This is a genomic window from Stenotrophomonas genospecies 5 (genome assembly GCF_054473825.1).
Window position 1 is genome coordinate 3070782 of record NZ_JBTMUW010000001.1, and the last position, 18733, is coordinate 3089514.

Annotated in this window: 16 protein-coding genes and 1 pseudogene; 8 read left to right on the forward strand and 9 right to left on the reverse strand. The window is 64.8% G+C overall.

Going from position 1 to position 18733, the window contains the following annotated elements; all coding sequences use genetic code 11:
- Positions 1–7: 7 nt before the first annotated feature.
- Positions 8–2656, reverse strand: a complete 2649-nt coding sequence (locus ACX9OW_RS14105; protein ID WP_128988344.1) for an RHS repeat domain-containing protein — start codon at positions 2654–2656, stop codon at positions 8–10.
- Between the two features lie 347 nt (positions 2657–3003).
- On the opposite strand from ACX9OW_RS14105, the pseudogene ACX9OW_RS14110 reads away from it, so the two are divergent.
- Positions 3004–3381: pseudogene (locus ACX9OW_RS14110) on the forward strand (magnesium chelatase subunit ChlI family protein); the annotation flags it as partial.
- Between the two features lie 25 nt (positions 3382–3406).
- On the opposite strand, the gene ACX9OW_RS14115 reads toward ACX9OW_RS14110, so the two are convergent.
- From ACX9OW_RS14115 to yidA, 4 genes are all read right to left on the reverse strand, one after another.
- Positions 3407–3841, reverse strand: coding sequence for an NUDIX hydrolase (locus tag ACX9OW_RS14115; RefSeq protein WP_128988346.1), 435 nt, complete (start codon positions 3839–3841; stop codon positions 3407–3409).
- Positions 3842–3905: 64 nt separating this feature from the next.
- On the reverse strand, positions 3906–4325 hold the full coding sequence (locus ACX9OW_RS14120) for a hypothetical protein (RefSeq protein WP_128988348.1): 420 nt from the start codon (positions 4323–4325) through the stop codon (positions 3906–3908).
- A gap of 109 nt (positions 4326–4434) precedes the next feature.
- Positions 4435–6753, reverse strand: coding sequence for a TonB-dependent receptor (locus ACX9OW_RS14125; protein ID WP_128988350.1), 2319 nt, complete (start codon positions 6751–6753; stop codon positions 4435–4437).
- A gap of 279 nt (positions 6754–7032) precedes the next feature.
- Positions 7033–7866 carry a sugar-phosphatase gene (yidA, locus tag ACX9OW_RS14130; protein WP_128988352.1) on the reverse strand — a complete coding sequence of 278 codons (834 nt, stop codon included), beginning with the start codon at positions 7864–7866 and terminating at the stop codon, positions 7033–7035.
- Positions 7867–8015: 149 nt separating this feature from the next.
- Here yidA and ACX9OW_RS14135 point away from each other — a divergent pair, with 149 nt between their 5' ends.
- Entirely contained in the window at positions 8016–8678 is a 663-nt protein-coding gene (locus ACX9OW_RS14135) for an exopolysaccharide biosynthesis protein (RefSeq protein ID WP_111187236.1), read from the forward strand.
- Positions 8679–8808: 130 nt separating this feature from the next.
- Here the strand turns inward: ACX9OW_RS14135 and ACX9OW_RS14140 are convergent, their stop codons facing one another.
- Positions 8809–10119 (reverse strand): PQQ-dependent sugar dehydrogenase, encoded by a 1311-nt coding sequence (locus ACX9OW_RS14140; RefSeq protein WP_197600262.1) that lies wholly within the window; start codon positions 10117–10119, stop codon positions 8809–8811.
- Positions 10112–10552 carry a DUF2231 domain-containing protein gene (locus ACX9OW_RS14145; protein WP_053518153.1) on the reverse strand — a complete coding sequence of 147 codons (441 nt, stop codon included), beginning with the start codon at positions 10550–10552 and terminating at the stop codon, positions 10112–10114. Before ACX9OW_RS14145 ends, ACX9OW_RS14140 begins: the two co-directional genes overlap by 8 nt.
- A 286-nt stretch (positions 10553–10838) precedes the next feature.
- Here ACX9OW_RS14145 and ACX9OW_RS14150 point away from each other — a divergent pair, with 286 nt between their 5' ends.
- The 6 genes from ACX9OW_RS14150 to ACX9OW_RS14175 all read left to right on the forward strand — a co-directional run bounded on the left by ACX9OW_RS14150 (position 10839) and on the right by ACX9OW_RS14175 (position 16785).
- Complete coding sequence (locus tag ACX9OW_RS14150) at positions 10839–12614, forward strand: S8 family serine peptidase (RefSeq protein ID WP_128988360.1); 1776 nt, start codon at positions 10839–10841, stop codon at positions 12612–12614.
- The gene (locus tag ACX9OW_RS14155; protein WP_459062406.1) at positions 12614–13210 is read left to right on the forward strand and encodes a DNA breaking-rejoining protein; all 597 of its coding nucleotides are present in this window, start codon (positions 12614–12616) and stop codon (positions 13208–13210) included. Before ACX9OW_RS14150 ends, ACX9OW_RS14155 begins: the two co-directional genes overlap by 1 nt.
- Before the next feature lie 180 nt (positions 13211–13390).
- Positions 13391–14215 carry an AraC family transcriptional regulator gene (locus ACX9OW_RS14160; protein ID WP_459062407.1) on the forward strand — a complete coding sequence of 275 codons (825 nt, stop codon included), beginning with the start codon at positions 13391–13393 and terminating at the stop codon, positions 14213–14215.
- A 30-nt stretch (positions 14216–14245) separates the two neighbouring features.
- Positions 14246–15334, forward strand: coding sequence for an alpha/beta hydrolase family protein (locus tag ACX9OW_RS14165; RefSeq protein ID WP_459062408.1), 1089 nt, complete (start codon positions 14246–14248; stop codon positions 15332–15334).
- 90 nt (positions 15335–15424) lie between these two features.
- On the forward strand, positions 15425–16108 hold the full coding sequence (locus ACX9OW_RS14170; protein ID WP_459062409.1) for a VOC family protein: 684 nt from the start codon (positions 15425–15427) through the stop codon (positions 16106–16108).
- A 59-nt stretch (positions 16109–16167) separates the two neighbouring features.
- On the forward strand, positions 16168–16785 hold the full coding sequence (locus ACX9OW_RS14175) for a YiiX/YebB-like N1pC/P60 family cysteine hydrolase (protein WP_459062410.1): 618 nt from the start codon (positions 16168–16170) through the stop codon (positions 16783–16785).
- A 52-nt stretch (positions 16786–16837) separates the two neighbouring features.
- Here the strand turns inward: ACX9OW_RS14175 and ACX9OW_RS14180 are convergent, their stop codons facing one another.
- Together ACX9OW_RS14180 and ACX9OW_RS14185 are read right to left on the reverse strand one after the other, a co-directional pair.
- On the reverse strand, positions 16838–17002 hold the full coding sequence (locus ACX9OW_RS14180) for a hypothetical protein (protein WP_180875603.1): 165 nt from the start codon (positions 17000–17002) through the stop codon (positions 16838–16840).
- Between the two features lie 241 nt (positions 17003–17243).
- Positions 17244–18668 carry a short-chain fatty acid transporter gene (locus tag ACX9OW_RS14185; RefSeq protein WP_193396040.1) on the reverse strand — a complete coding sequence of 475 codons (1425 nt, stop codon included), beginning with the start codon at positions 18666–18668 and terminating at the stop codon, positions 17244–17246.
- Positions 18669–18733 lie beyond the last annotated feature (65 nt).

Genomic DNA, 18733 nt, shown 5'->3' on the forward strand with positions numbered 1-18733 from the left:
CATGTCTTCAGTTTGCAGACTGGGCTACTTCTGTCGTAAGACCAAAGGCGTTCCGCTTGATATTGACTTTACTACCGTCGGCGCGAGTAATCTGCGCGGGCTTTTCATAGTCAGGCCCTTCAAAGGCGTCGAACCGGGTGATGGTCTGACGACCGAGTGGATCAATCACTGTGGTCGTCGCATTGCTGCCATAGGCAATAGTCGTGATAAGCAGACCCTGCTCGCTGTCCTGCGATGTGGAGGTCTTTCTTCCGAGCGCGTCATACTCGGTCCAGGTGCCCGTCGCCACGTTGCTATCGCCTGAAGGATAGGACGTAAACGTCAGACGACCTTCGCTGTCGTAAGCACTGCGGACCCACCGCTGTGTGCCGGCGACGTTGTTCGAATCGTATTCGCGAACCAAGTGTGGGCGCCAAAGCGCGTCCAGATAAGTCTCTTGACGGCGCGCACCTTGGGCGTTGTCGACCCGCCAGTGCCCCGGCGAGAGGCCGTACTCATCAGATGAGATCTGCCGGAACGAGATAGTTGTCTTGGTCCACTGGTTCTCATCGACCGGCGGCTGGACTTCCCGCACACGCCCCATCGGATCGTGCAAGTAGGAAGTGGTCCTCTGCAGCGCATCGGTCGTCGAAGTGATCCACCCATTCCCATCTACCGACATGCGATTGGTGGTGCCATCCGGATTGATGACCAGCCGCGGTACGCCCCGATACCAGTCCTGGATCTGCGTCGAGTTTCCCTTCCCGTCACGCACCGTGCTGATCGTGCCATTCGTGGCATAAGTAACACTCTGCAACAATGCCCCAGCACGATAGACCGCATTCGGCTTGGCCTGGGCGTCATAGCTGTATTGGGTGGTGGTCTTCCCGGACCCTGCCTCCTTGACACTCAGCACCTGATCCAGAACCCAGGGGCTGGCCGTATCCAGATACTCTCTTATCTCGCCCTTGGTTCCAGAAGGGCCAGTGTAGGTTACGCGTGCTGCACGAGCACTGCGATTGAAGTCGCTGTAGACCACGCCGTAGGTATCACCATCCTGGGAGTACTGACTTACACTCAGCGCACTGAGCGTGCCAGCCAAGAACTGACCTGACTGGATCCCGATCGACCGTCCCACTCGGACGACAAACGGTCCCGTCGGAGAACCAAATGTATAGGTGAGGTTCTCCTCACGCTGCAATTGGCCTGCGGCGTTCAGAATCTGCTTCTGAAGCAACTTTCGCTCGTTCTGGGCCGGATTGGCACCATAGCGTTCGCGAATCTGCGTCCCATCCGGCTTAATCAGACTGGACCACCGACCACCGCCCGGCAGCTGCAAATTGTAGCTTCGCGTGCTGACCAAAGACGCCAAGCCCGGCCCAGTGATAGTCCGCTTCTTCAATGACCATGCGTTGTAGTGCGAAGGCGTGAGCCCCGTGCAGGGATCCGAGCGGATGAACAACTCCATTTCAAAGTCAAAGATCCCTCTGGCACCTGAAGGCGCCACCACAGTCATCTGCGTGGGAGGGGGCGCGCTGCCAGCGCGGATCTCACACCCGCCCTCATCGTCGGCTTTACGGATGGGAAGGCTGGATCTGAGGCGCCCGCGATGGCTATACGTCCATGCTGATCCATCTGGAAGTGTCACTTGCGACAGTCCGCCGTCGTTGCTCTCTGTGTCACCCACATACGTGTATCGCCAAACTCTTCCATTGGCCGTTACGGTGGTCACTCTGCCATTCCCGTCGTAACTCAGGTCGATCCGGCGAGCGTCACTGGACTCGATCTTGGTGAGTCTGTAACCGTCATAACTGTAAGATACCCAGTTTCCGTAACGGTCCTCCACTCGTGAAGCCAAGAGATAAACCCGCTTACGTGCCACCATTCGATTGGCAGCACCGTCGCTGAACTTCGCAAGTGCGTAGGGCTTTTCCACGCCCCAGTCGAAGAAGTATTTCTTCCCATCAGGGGTTAGCCCAACGAACGCTTCGCCTGGATAGCCGTTGCGCGTCGCGGGAAGACAGGAAAATCGGGCCTTGGAGGCTGTCATCCACTTGGGGGATTCCAAGCCTGGAGCAGAGGCGTAGGACGGATCATCAGGGATCAGAAGTTCCTCGCCATTTCCACCATTCCACTTCACATCAATGCCGAAGCCGATGTCGGAATAGCCCCAAGTCTCCAGAAGTGTGGGGGCGGTGTTGACCGAGCAGCGCTGTGTGGTCTGGGCCCCTGGCTGGCCAGTAATCCAACCGGCACCCTTGGTCCAAACGCCCGACATATAGGGAACGACGATCTCCCAGTCATCGAACAGTGTCAGCCCCTTTGCTTCACTGTCACCAAGTCCTCGATTGACTGCTTCCACACCAAAGCGCCGAGCGACGCTAACCGGAAGGTCGAAATTTCCAGGAATGGAGACGTCTTCAACTAGGAATTCAGTGCTGCCATCGAATGCAGAGGTTCGATCTCCAAATACATCGTCTGCGGATATCGCAGCAAGCGACTGTGCGTTCTTTACTCTTCTCTCATATTCTTGATAACTGAAGAGTCCATCTTGAGCCGAGACGTGGAACGCAGCTCCCAGCACAAGTCCCACGCCCGCAACGAGCGAGCAAAGCCGAGAGGTCAAATGGGTGCTGGAGGAAGCTGCTGCCTCCCGCCTGTCCTTGGCAGAAATCATGTCCGCTACGTCCTTGAGTAATGGGTAACAAGCGACTCAGCTGCTGTTCAGGCGAACATTTACTTTAAATGATGTGTGTTGTCAAACGCGCAGCACCTAGGCGGAACGGCTCGGCCAAAATCGCTGACGCTTGGCCGCTAACAGAGCCCGCGAGCGTTCAGAGCCCCCTGTGCAAGTCTATCCGGCAGGCACCGGACCCCAGTCCCATTACCGAGCACGGGCAGTCTGGTCGCGGTGTTACATCCCTTAAGCTACGGGTTCCTGGAGAAGGTCGCCCCGGCATGTTCCGCATCTTCATAGTTGCCGCGCGCACGTAGCATTCGAAATGACTGCCCTAGCGTGACTTCCTAAACGACATCGACCTGCACATCGCGGTAACGCGCATGGATGCAGTGGAGCTGCGTGAGAGCACGCCGCTGGGCGAGCCAAGTGATGCGGTGCGCGGGCGGGTGGAGGCTGCGCATGCGCGGCAGCAGATGCGCGGGGGACTCAATGCGCATCTGCCGCCCGCTGCGCTGCGCGCGTGCACGCGGTTGGGCGAGGCCGACCAGGATCTTCTGGAACACGCCATCGAGCGCCTGCAGCTGTCAGCGCGCGCGATGCATCGCATTCTGCGCGTGGCACGCACGATTGCCGACCTGGCCGGGTGCGAAACGATCCAGACGGCGCACCTGGCCGAGGCAATTGGCTACCGACAGCTGGATCGCGGGAAGGCGAGCACGTAATTACATCGGCCGGGATCAGGGTGCGTCATGCGGGCACACGTTCAAAGAGATCCGGCAGCCATTCCGGCTTGAACAGGGAAGCTGGCTGTTCTCTCATCTCTTCTGCGCGCCACCATTTCCACGCCCTGATCGTGGCACTTTCCTCCTCCGTCCACCCATCACGCGGGATGTCGGGCTGGTTGGGGCTGCGGACCAGAAAATACTCTTCCAGCCATCGCGCAGGCGTTGATCGGGCGACCGCGTAGACGGCATCGCGCTTTTCCAGCCGCTCTCCTATCGGCAGATCCAATCCGGTCTCCTCCCGAAGCTCACGCCGTGCGGCGTCCGCATATCCTTCCCCGGGCAGAAGCTCCCCGCCCGGTGTAGCCCAGAAGGGAGCGTGGTGTTCATCGTGATACCGGAACAGCAGCACCGCATCCTCACCAACGATCACAAGGCGTGCAGATCGTCTGATTTCCATCGTTTCCTGTCCTTACCGGCCCACCCCAGAATAGGCCAAAAGCAGGCGGACCGAGAGAAAGCCATCAACGCGTGTCGATTCCTGGCCAGTGATTCGCTTTCCTGGGGATGGGCGCCTGTCGCCGGACGGCAACGGACGCCATGCGACGGCTGACAAGGCCGAAGAGGTCCCGCAGTTCGGCTGCGCGCTCGGGCGTGCTGTTGCTGCCGAATAGCACACGCGCCAGCGCGGCTTCACGTGTGTCATGCGGGAACCGCAGGCGGTCCCGGTACACCTTCTGGCATACCAGCCAAGCCCGGCGCAGCCCACCGCCGGGCAGCGGGCGGACCACGCGTTCGTAGACCTGCCAGAACTGGTATTCGCCCTGCAGGTCGATCGCCGGCGCCACGGACAGCGCCTGCCGGGGCCGTCGTGGGCCGCCTATGCCGAACAATCGGGTTGGCGGGGTGTGCTGTGCCATGCGAACAGAATGACCCAGCAACATTGTGGGAACCTTGCGTCACTGCCGGAAAATCGCTGCCGGCCGCGCAAAGGTGGGTCTGGGGTCAGAGCCCTTTGCTGGGCAAAGGGCTCTGACCCCGACCATCATTGCCTCAGAACGCCATCGAGGTGCTGAACATCAGCTGCCGGGGCGCGCTGCGCTGCAGGGTCTGGTAATCCCCCGAGAATGACGAGCCGGCGATGGTGGCGGTGCCGATGTTGTGGCGATTGAACAGGTTGCTCACGTCCAGCCGCAGTTCCAGCCCCGGTACCGCGCTGTCCGCACCGAAGCGGTAGGCGGCATAGGTGTTGACCTGCCAGAAGGTCGGCACGCGGATGTCGTTCTCGTAGGTGAAGGGCTGGCGCAGGTAGGAGGTGCTGGTGGCGCCGAGCCGCCAGTCGCCGATGTGTGCGGACAGATCGCTGACCAGTGATATCTGCGGGTAGCCCGGCTGCGCGTTGCCCTTGATCGGATACACCGTGTTACCCACCACGAAATCGCTGTCGTAGTACGAGCGTGCCACGGCCACGCCCTGGTAGAACTGCAGGTGGTCGGTCAGGTCGGCGGTGATACCAAGGTCGGCGCCGATCACATGCATCTTCGGCATCAGCCGCACGGTGTTGATCTGCGCGAACTGGGTACCGATGGCGGCCGACAGCAGTCGGTTGCGGATGTCGTTGTAGAACACGTCGCCGGTGATCGTCAGTCGGTCGAAACGATGCGAAGCACCGATGGTCAGGTTCCAGTTCTTCTCCGGGCGCAGCGTGCCGGCTACGCGGTCGAACTCATCCTGGTCGGTGATGGTCCACGCCGAGGCGGTGTAGCCGATGTTGCCGCGCTGGGCCACGCGGTAGCCGTTCATGGTGTTGACCAGGTCGATGAAGGCATCGGTGGATTCAGTCGGGCTCCAGAACAACGATACATGCGGCAGGAAGTTGCTCTTCGCGCGCAGCGAGCCGTTCACCGGCCGGTCCTTGGCATCACCGAGGCCGCCACCGCTGGTGCGGAAATCCACGGCCTTGAAGCCGACGCCCAGCTTCAGCGTATCGTTCAGCACGATGTCGTCCTGCAGGTAGAACTGACGCGAGCGGGTCACCCAGCACGATGCGTTGTCGGTCCTGAACGCCGGGCCGTACACATCGAACGGACCGGTGGCCTTCAGCGGCGGACCCTCGCCCAGCAGCGGCTGCTGGTACCACTCGGTCTTGGCCGCGGCCTTGCTCTTCTCCTGCCAGAAACCGGCAGTGAAGGTGTGCACGCCGGCCTCGAACTGCAGGTTGAGCATGCCACCCAGCCGGTTGAGGTGCGGCGTCTGCACCTGTTCGGAGAACGGCGCGCCGTTGGGCGACGGCACGTTCGGGTCGGTCAGCGTGGCCTGGGTGTGGCTGTTGGCGTTGTACAGCTGCACGTTGGCACCCAGCGCCGGGCTGATCTGGAAGCGATGGTTGATCGAAGACACCCGGTCGCGGGTGCTCTGGCCGGTGTCGTACGGAATCAGTTCGGACAGCTCACCGCAGGTGTAGGCACCGCAGGATCTGTCCGCATTCTCTGGCGAGGCCACGTACCAGGCCCACGCGTAGTCCGGGTAGAAGATGTCGGCCTTCCAGCCCAGCCTGCGGATCATGTCGAAGGAGATGTTGTTGTAGCCCCAGACCTTGGCCTTGCTGTCGGTCAGGAACACAGTGAAATCGCCCCAGGCGACGTCCTGCTGCAGCTTCAGGTCGCCGCGCAGGAAGTTCTGCGTGCCCTCGCCCTGGTACTTGTCGGCCGACACCCGCTGCAGGTCGACCAGCACTTTCGGGCCATGTTCGCCGAGCTGGCCAGTTTGCCCGGACACGGTGGTGACCAGGGTGCGGTTGCTGCCCACGCCCTGTTTCACGCCCAGGCTGGGCGTATCTTTCAGGTCGCGCAGACGGTATTCGAGACTGCCGCCGTTGACGCTGCTGGAGAACACGCTGACCGGTGCACCGCCGGGGCTGACCGTGATCGCGCCGATGCCATCGGGCACGCCGATATTCACGACGCTGGTGCCGGTAAGCGAGAGGAAGCCGTTGTCATTCAACGGCACGCCTTCGAAGGTGATGCCCATTTCATTCATGCGGAAGCCGCGCACGAACAAGCTGGTGGCCGAGATGTCCAGGCCCAGCCCATCGGTGGCGGTGTAGCTGGCACCGGGCACCTGCTTCAGCATGGCCAGGCCGTTGTTGCCGGTGACCATCGCGTCTAGGTCTTCGGCCTTGATGAGGTAGCGGTTGGGGCCGACCACCTGGGTCGGTGCAACGGCGGCGCCGCGCGGCGTGGCGATCACCTGCAGGGCATTGAGCGTAGTGGGCGTGTCGAGCGCAGCGTCGTGCGTGTCTGCGGCGTACGCAGGGGCTGCGATGGCCGCGATGATAGCCAGGGCGAGGCGCGTCGTGGGTGGGGTATTCATGGGCAGATCCAGGGTGCAGAGGGAGAGGGGCGCAGGCGCACGCCCAGCGCGTTGCAGCACCGGTGTCGGCGCCCTGGCTGGCGGTGCGATTGCGTTGAAGGGGAGACGACGCGGTGCGCGCCGGTCAGCAGCAGAAGACGATCATCTGCCGCATCATTCGATGGCGTGATTTCGACGTGCGGAATTCTTGCATCGCACTGCCGCGTCCGCCATTGCGCCGTGGTACAGCGGTCATGGCGGTGGGAGTATGTGGGCTATACGCGGGTATAGCCGGGCGCCTTACCGCAGCACGAAGCGCTCGATCGCGCGTGCCACGCCCTCGTCGGCATTGGTGGTGGTCTCGAAGCGCGCCACGGCCTTCACCGCATCGATCGCGTTGCCCATCGCCACGCTGGTGCCGGCGTACTGCAGCATGGTCAGGTCGTTCTCCTGGTCGCCGATGGCCATGACGTTGGCACGGTCGATCCCCAGGTGCTCCGCCAGTTTCTGCAGGCTGGGGCCCTTGCCTGCACGATGATCGAACACCTCCAGGAAGAACGGTGCGCTCTTCAGCACCGCGAAACGCTCGGTCAGCTCACTGGGCAACCGCGCAATGGCCGCATCCAGTACCTCCGGCTCATCAATCATCATCAGCTTGATGAAGGACATGGTGGGATCCATGTCGGCCACTCGGCGGTACGACAGCGGCATGCGCGAGAGGTGCGAGTCGGCCACCGTGTAATAGCTGATGTCCTGGTTGGGCGTGTACATGCGCTGGCTGTCCAGCGCCTGGAAGTGCACGCCCAGTTCGCGCGCCACCTGCTCGCAGAACAGGAAATCGTTAAAGCTGAGCGGGTACTCGACCACCGTTTCACGCGTGCCGATGCGCTGCACCAGGCCGCCGTTGCAGGCGATGCAGTAGTCGTCGTTGCCATCGATGCCCAGTTCGTGCAGGAACGGCGCCAGGCCGGGGACCGGGCGGCCACTGGTCAGCACGATGTGCACGCCCAGCGCGCGCGCCTGCGCGATAGCCTGCTTGGCGCGTGCGGTGAGCGCGTGGGTGGGATCCAGCAGGGTGCCATCCATGTCGATGGCGACCAGTTCGACGGTCGATTGCCTGCGGCCCATGTCCATTGCGTTCAACTCATGCGGGGCACGCCAGTTTACCCCCTCATGCCCGGTTCACCTCTTTGCCCACGTTGGCCGGGATACTGCCAGAGCCTGTGCGTCCCACACCGCAGGACGGCCCGTTGACCGCCCTTCCCTGGAGAAGCTTGCGACGCATGACCTACCGTGCCCCCGAAACCAACGACAGCGCCCCCTTGGCCCAGCAGATCGAGCAGATGATCGACGAGCTGCCCGGTGACCAGGTCAGCGTCGGCACCTTGCTCGGCGCGCTGGGCGATGAAGGCCTGCTGCTGATCGTGATCCTGCTCTCGGCCATCTTCATCATTCCGGTGTCGATTCCCGGGCTGAGTACCGTATTCGGTGCCTCGATCCTGCTGATCGGCCTGAGCCGGGTGCGCAACCGCCCGCTGTGGGTGCCCCAGAAGCTGGCCCGTCGCGAGATCGCCACCGACAAGCTGAAGGCCAACCTTGGCCGCGCACTGAAGTGGGTGCACCGCATGGAGCGCCTGTCGCGACCGATGCGGCTGGCGGTGATGGTGCGCTCGAAGAGAATGATGCGCCTGAACAACCTGGCCCTGATCGTGGCCACGCTGCTGCTGATGGCGCCGGCCGGGCCGATTCCCTTCAGCAACACGCTGCCGGCACTTGCCCTGATGTCCTTCGCCATCGGCTTCATCCAGCGTGATGGCGCGGCGGTGGCAGCCGGCTATGCCTTCCTGGTCGCCACGGTTGCGTACTTCGGCGTGCTGCTGGGCGGCGTCGGGTTTGCGGCCGAATCGGTGTTCAGCGGGATCCGCAGCGGTACCACGGAACTGTAGAGCCGAGCCCACGTTCGGCTGCTCTTCGACCTGTACGCGGAAACCCAGCGCTGCGCGCGTAGGCCGAGCATGGGCTCGGCCCTACAGAAGCCAGATCCAGAGCAGTCGAGCATGGCTGGACTCTGCAGAGCTACCTGGCCGACACACGCCACACCACATCGCCGACGTCGTCGGCCACCAGCAGGGCGCCCTCGCTGTCGATGGCCATGCCCACCGGTGCGCCCCTCAATGTCTTCTCGTCCTCCGAGGCAAAGCCACTGACCACGGTCTGCGGACGCCCCGTCGGCCTGCCATCCTTGAACGGCACATACACCACTTCATAGCCGCTCAGCGGAGAGCGGTCCCAGCTGCCATGTTCGCCGATGAAGGCGCCGCCGTGGTACTTCGCCGGCAGTGCCTGGCCGGTATAGAACAGCAGCCCCAACGGTGCCACGTGCGAACCGATGGCGTAGTCCGGGCGGATCGCTTTGGCCACCAGATCCGGCCGCTGCGGCTGCACACGCTCGTCCACATGCTGGCCGTAGTAGCTGTACGGCCAGCCGTAGAAACCATGTTCCTGTACCGAGGTGAGATAGTCCGGCACCAGGTCGGCACCGATCTCGTCACGCTCGTTCACCACTGCCCACAGCCTGCCGGTGCTGGGTTCCCAGTCCAGGCCGGTGGGGTTGCGCAGGCCGGAGGCATAGATGCGGCTGCCGCTGGTCGCCACGTCCACCTCCAGCACCACCGCGCGCCGGTACTCGATGGCCAGGCCGTTTTCGGTGATGTTGCTGTTGGAGCCCACACCCACGTACAGCTTGCTGCCATCGCGGCTGGCCAGCAGATCCTTGGTCCAGTGGTGGTTGACGGTGCTGGGGAGGTCGGTGAATTCGCTGCCCTTGTCGGACATGCGCGTTTCGCCGGGCACGTAGTGGTACTTCATGATGTTGTCGGTGTTGGCGACGTACAGCGTGTCGCCGATCAGGGCGATGCCGAATGGCGAATGCAGGCCCTCGATGTAGACGTGCTGGCTCCATGTGGCAGTGCCAGGCGCGCGCCGCAGCAGCGTGACCCGGTTGCCTCCCTTGCCGGCCTTGCCCGAGCGCGCCTTTACCTTGCCGGCAATCCATTGCTTGGGGGTGGTGACCGGCTCGGTGCCCGGACCGTTGCCTTCCACCACCAGCACATCGCCATTGGGCAGGGTCAGCAGGCGGCGCGGGTGCTGCAGGTTGGCAGCGATGCGCTCGATCTTCAGTCCGTCGGCCACCGACGGCGCCTGCCCATCGGCCCAGCCCACCCCGCGCGGTACCTGCATGGGCGGCATCAGGTAGTTCTCCGGCGCCGGCAGCGGCGGATGCGCACCGGATTGTTCGCTGGGGTGATATTCGGCTTTGCCGGCACACGCCGACAGGATTGCGGCCAGGACCAGCCCGCCTGCAGCAGGCACGATGCGATCAACCATGACGGCCTCCTTGCAGCACCGGCGGCTGCAGTGACAACAGGACATGGCCAAGACCGATCAGTGCAACGGTCAGCGCCGACAGGATCGTGCCGGGAACGGCCACCGCATACGCATCACGGCTGTGCACGAAGGCGTTCCAGATGGCCAGGGCGACCGCCACCAGATTGAGCAGGAAATCGAGACGGTCGATGCGCGTGGCAGTGTTGCCCCGGCGCCAGACGGCGAACAGGTTGATCAGTCGCGGCACGATGGCGATGAGCAGGCCGAACGTGATCAGCCACGCCGCGGATTTGCCCCACATCACCTCGGCAGAGTTGAGGTAGATGGCATCGAAGATGAGGGCGCCGACGAAGAAGCCGAACGGGATCGGGTTCAACAGGCTGAACAGCGTCGTGCCAAGGCCACGATGGGCCTGGGCCAGCGGATTGACCATCGTCCTGCTCCATTGCGGGGAAGTGCAGGGGCCTTGGTAGCACAGTCGGTGGTGAAGGCGCGCGATGAGCCTTCGGTTCTGCGACGAGGCCAGGCTCGGCCTTACAACAGGAATGCGCAGTCGTCATTACCGCGGGGCATGAGTGTTTGTGACGCAATCGGCACATCTGCAGATTGCTGCCGTGAAGAGGTAGGGGGTTCTCAGTTGTGTCGCGTTTGGCTCGTTGCGATGGGGCAATTCCGTCCCGCCGTCCTGCCATGCCGATTCACAACAGAAGGATTCGTGTATGAAGCGACACACGCACCACTCCGCGCCACCGCGCTCCGCGCGGCTGGCCCTGGCCACTGCCCTGGTACTGGGCAGCCTGGCCGTGACCGCCCAGGCCCAGCAGGCCGATCCGTTGGCCGGGATCCAGTGGCATCTGCTCAACACCGGACAGGCCGTACAGGGCGACACGCGCCCGGTTGCCGGCAATGATCTGAACGTGGATGGGCTGTTCCGCAATGGCATCCGCGGCGAAGGGGTGATCATCGGCATCGTCGACGACGGCCTGCAGATCGCCCACCCGGACCTGGCCGCCAATGTGGCAGCCGTGGCGGGCAAGAACTTTGCCAACAACTCCAACAACCCCTCCCCCTCCGCTCCGGATGTGGACAATCACGGCACCATGGTCGGCGGCATTGCCGGCGCGGTGGGCGCCAACGGCGTGGGCGTGCGCGGCGTGGCCCCGGCGGCCACGCTGAAGGGCTTCAACGTACTGGCCTCCGATGCAAGCGGCAGCCAGACGGCCAACATCGAGTACTCGTGGTGGGACGGCGCCGAGGCCGCCGACGTGCAGGTGTTCAACAACAGCTGGGGCGCAGGCCCGGGCAACCCGAACCTGCCGTTCGCGTTCAGCGAGAACGACATCCGCGCGTACGAGCAGGCGCTGTCCGGCACGCGCGGCGGCAGCGGCGGCATCTACGTGAAGTCCGCCGGCAACAACTTCAACAACGCATCGATCAGCCAGACGCAGGATGTCTGCACCACCGACACCAAGAACCGCGGCACCGGCTGCGTGCCTGCCGGCCGCGACCCCCGCAACAATCTGTTCAATGTGATCACCGTGGGTGCGGTACGCGCCGACGGCGTGCGTTCGTCCTATTCGTCCACCGGTGCCGCGCTGTGGGTGTCCGCATTCGGTGGCGAGTACGGCTGGCAGCGGCAGGTCGTCCCGGGCCAGCCTGCCGTCCGCTACGATCCGGCCATCGTCACCACCGATGTCACCGGCTGCGCGCAGGGCAGCAACAAGAACGCGAGCCTGCGCAACACACTCGACGGCAATCAGTCCGCTGTCGACAGCACCTGCAATTACACCGCCAAGATGAATGGCACCTCGGCCTCGGCGCCGATGGTGTCGGGCGTGGCGGCGCTGGTGCTGGAAACCAATCCCAACCTGACGTACCGCGACGTGAAGTACATCCTGGCCACCACAGCCACCCGCAACCACCCGAACCAGCCTGCCGTGACACTCGCCGATGGACGCACGCTGGTGCCGGGCTGGACCGTCAACGCTGCAAACCGGGCCTACAGCAACTGGTACGGCTTCGGCGTGGTCAACGCAGCGCGCGCGGTGCAGGTCGCAGAGAACTTCCAGTCGCTGGGCCCGCTGGTGGACAGCGGGTGGCGCAACACCACGCGCCGGGTCGCCATCGGCAACACCTCCGCTGCGGCAGCGCGGCTGACGGTGCAGCTGGCCAATGTCGCACGCAACGTCGAATCGGTGCAGCTGGGCTTCCGGGTGAATCACAGCAACACCCGTCAGCTGCAGTTCGTGCTGGTTTCGCCCAGCGGTACGCGCAGCGTGGTGCAACCGGCGTTCACCTCGATCGGCTCCGGCCTGTCGGGTTCCGTGGCGATCCAGCGCAACTTCACCAGTTGGGACCTGCTGTCCAGCAACGCCTTCCTGGATGAGACCGGCAACGGCACCTGGACCCTGGAAGTGACCGACATGGGGCAGTCCGCGAACGCAGCGTCGCGCGGCAGCCTCGAATTCTTCAAGATCCGCGTTCTGGGGCACTGATGATGAAGACGACCATTCTGTTGACCACCATCGCCGTCGCGGCGATCTCCTCTACCGCCTGGGCGCAGAGCTCGACCCAGGCCCCCACAGCCCGGAGCCTGTCTGCCGTGGACGCACAGGAACTGAAGGCCAGGGCCACGGGCCGCGCGTTCAACGTGGGCGCGACCCGCTTCCAGCTGGCGCCGTCGGCTACCGTGCAGCAGGCCAAGGGCGGTGAGTTCCGCATCACGCCCTCGACCGACGCACCGGCGCCCGCCACCGGTACCCGCAGCAAGCGCTCCACCGACGCCAGCAGCACCGGTGCCGCTGCACGTCTGGATGCTGGTGCCGGCAAGTTCGCCGCCGCCGTTTCAAGCGACGGCGCGCCGGTGGTGGCCACCTCCCGGGTAAAGGTCTTCTTCACCGATGCAGCCTCCGCACAGCGCGCGGCAACGGCCACCGGCGGCACCGTGGTGAAGGTGTCCAAGGCCTCCGGCCGTGCGATCGTCGAGTACCCATCGGTGAACGCCGCACTGGACGCGACCACACGACTGCTGTCGACCGCCGGCATCCGCGCCGCCGAGCCCGACGTCGTGCAGTGGGAAGAAACCAAGTAAGGCGGTAAAGCGTTGTGTGGTATCCCCGGCGGGCCGGCTCTCCCGGCCGGCCGGGGACTTTGCCGGAGTCGACCGGCGGCCCGGTTCTCTCCCCATGTCAGCCATCCACTGCGCAAGAACTGCTAAGCGCAGCGGCAGCCGATCCGCTACTGTGCCGGACAGTGCAGCGGGGATGGCGGGATGAGCGCGGCAGGCAAGGCGTTGTGGTACATCGAAACCCATGCGGGCCGTCCGCTGGCGTTGGCCGATATCGCGGCAGCCGCTGGCCTGTCGCCCTTCCATCTGTCGCGTCTGTTCCACGCGCGCACCGGCACGTCGGTGATGCGCTACCTGCGCGGCCGCCGCTTGAGCATGGCGGCGCAGCGGCTGGCCGACGGTGCCGACGAAATCCTGCCGGTGGCGATGGACGCCGGTTATTCCACGCATGCCGCGTTCACCCGTGCCTTCTGCGAGCAGTTCGGGCAGACCCCCGAACGGGTGCGCGAGTCCGGCACTGCGGATCTGGTCCTGGTGCAGGCGGCGCGCGTGGACGACATTCCCACCGCCTGCAGCGTGGCACCGCGCCTGCTCGACACGCCTTCGTTCCAGGTGGCCGGAATCGGCATGCGCCACACCCGCCACAGCAGTGGCGCCATCCCTGGCCAATGGGCGCAGCTCAACCGGGAGTGGCCCAAACCCGCACCGGTCAGTTTTGGTGTATGCCACGACAGCGATGACGACGGCGGATTCACCTACCTGGCCGCATTGCCCAGCGCCACGCTGACCTCGATTCCAGCACATTGGCAGCGCCTGCAGATTCCCGCGCGCCGCTATCTGGTGGCCTGGCATGACGGCCACATCTCGTCCATCCGCGCCACCTGGTTCTGGTTGCTGGATCACTATCTGCCCACCTCCGGATTGAGTCTTGCCGCGGCGCCGGACCTGGAACGCTACGACGCCCGCTTCGATGAGCACACCGGCAACGGCGGTGTGGAGATCTGGCTGCCCGTGGACCCCCACCCCTGATGAATGCAACACACTGAAAGGAGTCGTGCGATGCGCTTGATGCACCTGCTGCTGGGCCTGGTCCTGATTGCCCCCGCGTCGCTCGCCGGCGTCCCCGGCACTGGCCTGGCCGGCGAACACCAGGCGGTGACCACCGTGGCCAGCGCTGCGGTACGCGACGCGCAGCAGCGCGATACGCTTCGCTACACCGTCTGGTATCCGGCTATGGCGGGCAGCAACGAAGTGCCACTGCGTATCGGTCCGCCCGATGCACCGTTGTTCGTGGTGGGCCAGGCGGCGCCGGAGGCAGCCATCGCCGGTGGCCGCCTGCCGACCTTGCTGCTCTCGCATGGCAACGGCGGCAGCGCCCGCATGATGGGCTGGCTCGGCACCGCGTTGGCGCGCGCCGGCTATCTGGTGATCGCCGTCGACCATCCCGGCAACAACGGCATGGATGAATTGACCCTGCATGGCAGCATGCTGAGCTGGCTGCGTGCGGATGATCTGCGCGCCGCATTGGCCGCCGTGCAGGCCGATCCCAAGCTGGGGCCGCACGTGGATGCGCAGCGGATCGGTGTAATGGGCTTCTCGGCCGGAGGCTACACGGCCCTGCTGGCGGCGGGGGCGCGGCCGGACCTGCGGCGGTTGCGTGACTTCTGCGAAGCCCATCCGGATGACGGTGTGTGCCAGCCACAGAGCGAGGCGCCGTCGCACACCCTGGAGGCTCGCAAGGCCGCGGCGGCGGCGGCGGATCTGGCGCCGTGGATAGCCCACGCCGATGATGCCCGCCCGGTCCCGGGTGTGCGCGCCGTGTTCCTGATGGCACCGGCGATCATGCAGGCGTTCCCGCCCCAGCAGTTGCAGGCGCTGCGGCAACCGGTGTCGATCATCCAGGGCGCGGCGGACACGGTCGCTCCTGCAGCCACCAACGCGGAGGTCGCCAAGGCGTCCATCACGGAGGCGAGACTGGATGTCCTGCCCGGTGTCGGCCACTACGACTTCCTGTCCGAATGCACGCCGCTGGGCCAGCAGCGACTGCCCGCCCTGTGCAGCAGCCAGACGCCAAGAGCGCAGACGCATGCACGCACCGTGGCGGAGGCGCAGCGGTTTTTCGAGGCCGCCCTTAAGCCGCGACCATAGCGCTTCGCGACGCGCGGTTGCACGGATGAAGACGCCGCGCGAAGGCCCGTGCCGCTACACTGCCAGCGCACGCTTCGAGGCGGAGAGACCATGCGTCTGTTGCATCTCACCCTGCCGGTATCCGACGTCACCGGGGTGGCGGCCTATTTCCGCGATGTGTTGCAGCTGCCGGTCAGCGGCAACCGCATCCACATCGGCTGGAGCACGATCGAGCTGCGGCTGGCCGAGGACGTCGCGGTCGGCGGCGTGCACCTGGCCTTCAACGTGCCGGACAACCGTTTCGCGGCCGCCATGACCTGGCTGCGCGAGCGTACGCCGCTGCAGCGCAACCCGGCAGGACTGGACTACTTCGCGCTGGAAAGCAGCTGGCAATCGCAGTCGGTGTACTTCACCGGCCCGGATGGACTGATCCTGGAGCTGATCGGCCGGCGCCGGCTTCCGTGCAGTCCGCAGGAGGGCGCCTTCCATGGCAGTGAGATGACCTGCCTGAGCGAAGTCGGTCTGCCCAGCCACGATGTCGATTCGGTGCGCCTGCAGGCCGCCGGGCGCTTCGGCCTGCAACCGATCAGCGCGCCCTCGGCCCAGTTCGCACCGATGGGCGATGACGAGGGCCTGCTGATCGTCGTTGCCGCCGACCGGCGCTGGTTCCCCGAACAGAAGGACCTGCCCAACGCACGGGGATTGCAGGTGCTGATGGGAGATGTACCCGCGGGTGAGCTGCGGGATGCGGAATTGGGCTGGGAGGTACGCGCCGTACCGCATCGGCGGAGCTGAACGGGCCGTGTGCCGTGCAGGAACCTACAATGGCGCTCCCTCCCGTTGCCGGACCCTCCATGCGCCGCATCCTGCTGTTGTTCGCCCTGTTGTTGCCCGCTGCCGCGGCGACGGCCGTGGATCTCCAGGAGGGCGACCTGCTGTTCGTCACCGCAGGGCAAAGTGGCCTGAGCGCTGCCATCGATGATGCGACCGGTACGCAGGCTCATCCCGGTTTCGATCATGTGGGTCTGGTGGCCGCCACGACGCAGGGCTGGGAAGTGCTGCATGCGGACGAGAAGGGCTCGCGCCGGCAGACGTTGGCTACGTTCCAGCAGGAGGCGCGCGCCCGGCTGCGGCAGATCGTGGTCTACCGCCTGCGCGCACCGCACAACGCTGCCATCGGCGACGCCGTCGCCACCGCGCGTACCCTGCTTGGAAGGCCCTACAACGCCTCCTACGTGCCGAACGATGACAGCTACTACTGCTCGGACTTCATCGAACGTGCCTTCCGTGCCCACCATGTATTCGCGCTGCAGCCGATGAACTTCCGCAATCCGCAGACCGGGAAGATCGCCCGGCATTGGATCGACCTCTACCGCAGGATGGGCATGGACGTACCGCAGGGCGTACCGGGTACCAATCCCAACGACATGTCGGCGGCGCCCGTGCTGGAGCGGATCGGCACACTGGAATGAGAAGCCCCGCACAAGGCGGGGCTTCAGGCGATGCTGGACAGGGACGCGAGGGTCACTCTTCCTCGTCCTGCCCGCCCTGCTGCTGGTTGCGCTGGCCGCGCTGCTGCTGTTCCTGCTGCTGTTGCTGCTGCTGATCGCGACCGCGCCCCTGCTGATCCTGCTGATCCTGCTGCTTCTGGTTCTGCTGGTTCTGCTGGTTCTGATTGTGCTGGCCCATTGCGGTGTCTCCAGTGCCACTCGCGGAATGCGGTGGTTGCGGCCATCGTCTGCAGCGGTGGGTTAACCATGCGTTGTGACGCAGCTACAGAAATGTGCATGCGCGTGAATGAACCGGCGTGGCCCCTTGTGCCGCAAGCGGCTGAAGGATTCATGCGGGTTCGGCATGTGCTCATGCCCGCAGAGGCTGTGACCTATTCAGCGGCGCCGGCCCGGCCCGGCCGCGCAGCGGGCGCAGCACCTCATGGCATCACAGGCGGCACGTAATCCAGCGTCATGCCTAGCAACCACAGCAGGCCCAGCACCAGCGGGATGTGCACCAGCAGCTGGATGAAGGTGAAGCCGACGATGTCGCGGGCCTTCAGGCCCAGCACGCCCAGCAGCGGCAGCATCCAGAACGGATTGATCAGGTTCGGCAGTGCTTCGGCGGCGTTGTACACCTGCACGGCCCAGCCCAGATGCGCCTTCAGTTCGTTCGCCGCCTGCATCACGTACGGTGCTTCGATGATCCACTTGCCGCCGCCGGAGGGAACGAAGAAGCCCAGGACCGCCGAGTACACGCCCATCACCAGAGCGAACGTATCGGTGCTGGCGATATGCACGAACAGACTGGACAGCCGGTGCGCCAGCGTCTGCCCATCGGCGCCGGCCGCGTGGGTGAGGATCATCGCGATGCCGCCATACAGCGGGAACTGGATCAGCACACCGGTCGTGCTGGGCACCGCCTTGGCCACCGCGTTGAGGAAGCTGCGTGGACGCCAGTGCAGCAGCAGGCCGAGCGAGATGAACAGGAAGTTGTAGGTATTGAGGTTGGCGATTGCGGTCACCACCGGCTTGTTGGCGAACTCGTTGAACAGCCATCCGAAGGCCAGCAACGAGAGCAGCACGGTCAGCAGTGGGCTGTATTCGAGCCATTCGCCGGGGCGCGTGCGGCGCTGCAGCGGCTCAGGCTCGGCCTGCGCCGCACCGGGAAACGATTCAGCGGTGCGCGCACTGCCAGCCGCCGGTGCGGTCAACCAGGCAATCAGCAGTGACACCAGGATCAACGCCGCGGTCAGCACGATCGACTGCCACAGGAAGATGGTTTCAGTGAAGGGCAGTACGCCGGTGATCTCCACCAGCCCCGGCGGCATGCTGGCCGGGTTCGCCTGCAGCTGCGCAGCCGAAGAACTCAGGCCCATCGCCCAGACCGCGCCCAGGCCGAGGTAGGCGGAGGCACCCGCTGCGCGGTAGTCCATGCGTAGATCGGTCCGGCGCGCCAATGCACGCACCAGCAGACCGCCGAACACCAGCGAGAAGCCCCAGCTGAGCAGCGAAGCCAGCATGCTGACCAGGCCTACATAGACCACTGCACCGCGCCCCGTGCGCGGCACCCGCGCCAGCAGTTCGATGAAGCGCGCCACCACAGGCGCGGTGGCCACGGCATAACCGCCGATCACCACGAAGGCCATCTGCATGGTGAACGGAATCAGGCTCCAGAAGCCATCGCCAAAGGCACTGGCCGTGGTCTGCGGCGTGGAACCGAAGCCGATGGCTGCCAGGGCGACGATGACCACGCCCAGCACCGCGAACACGTAGGCATCAGGGAACCACTTTTCCGCCCAGGAGGCCGAGCGCAGCGCTGCGCGCGCCATCCAGCCATCCTGTACTGCTGCCGTCGAGGCCATCACCTACCCTCCCAGGTTCGATGGCTCGATTCTCGGCCTCGCGGCGGGGACTGTCAGTCGCCTAT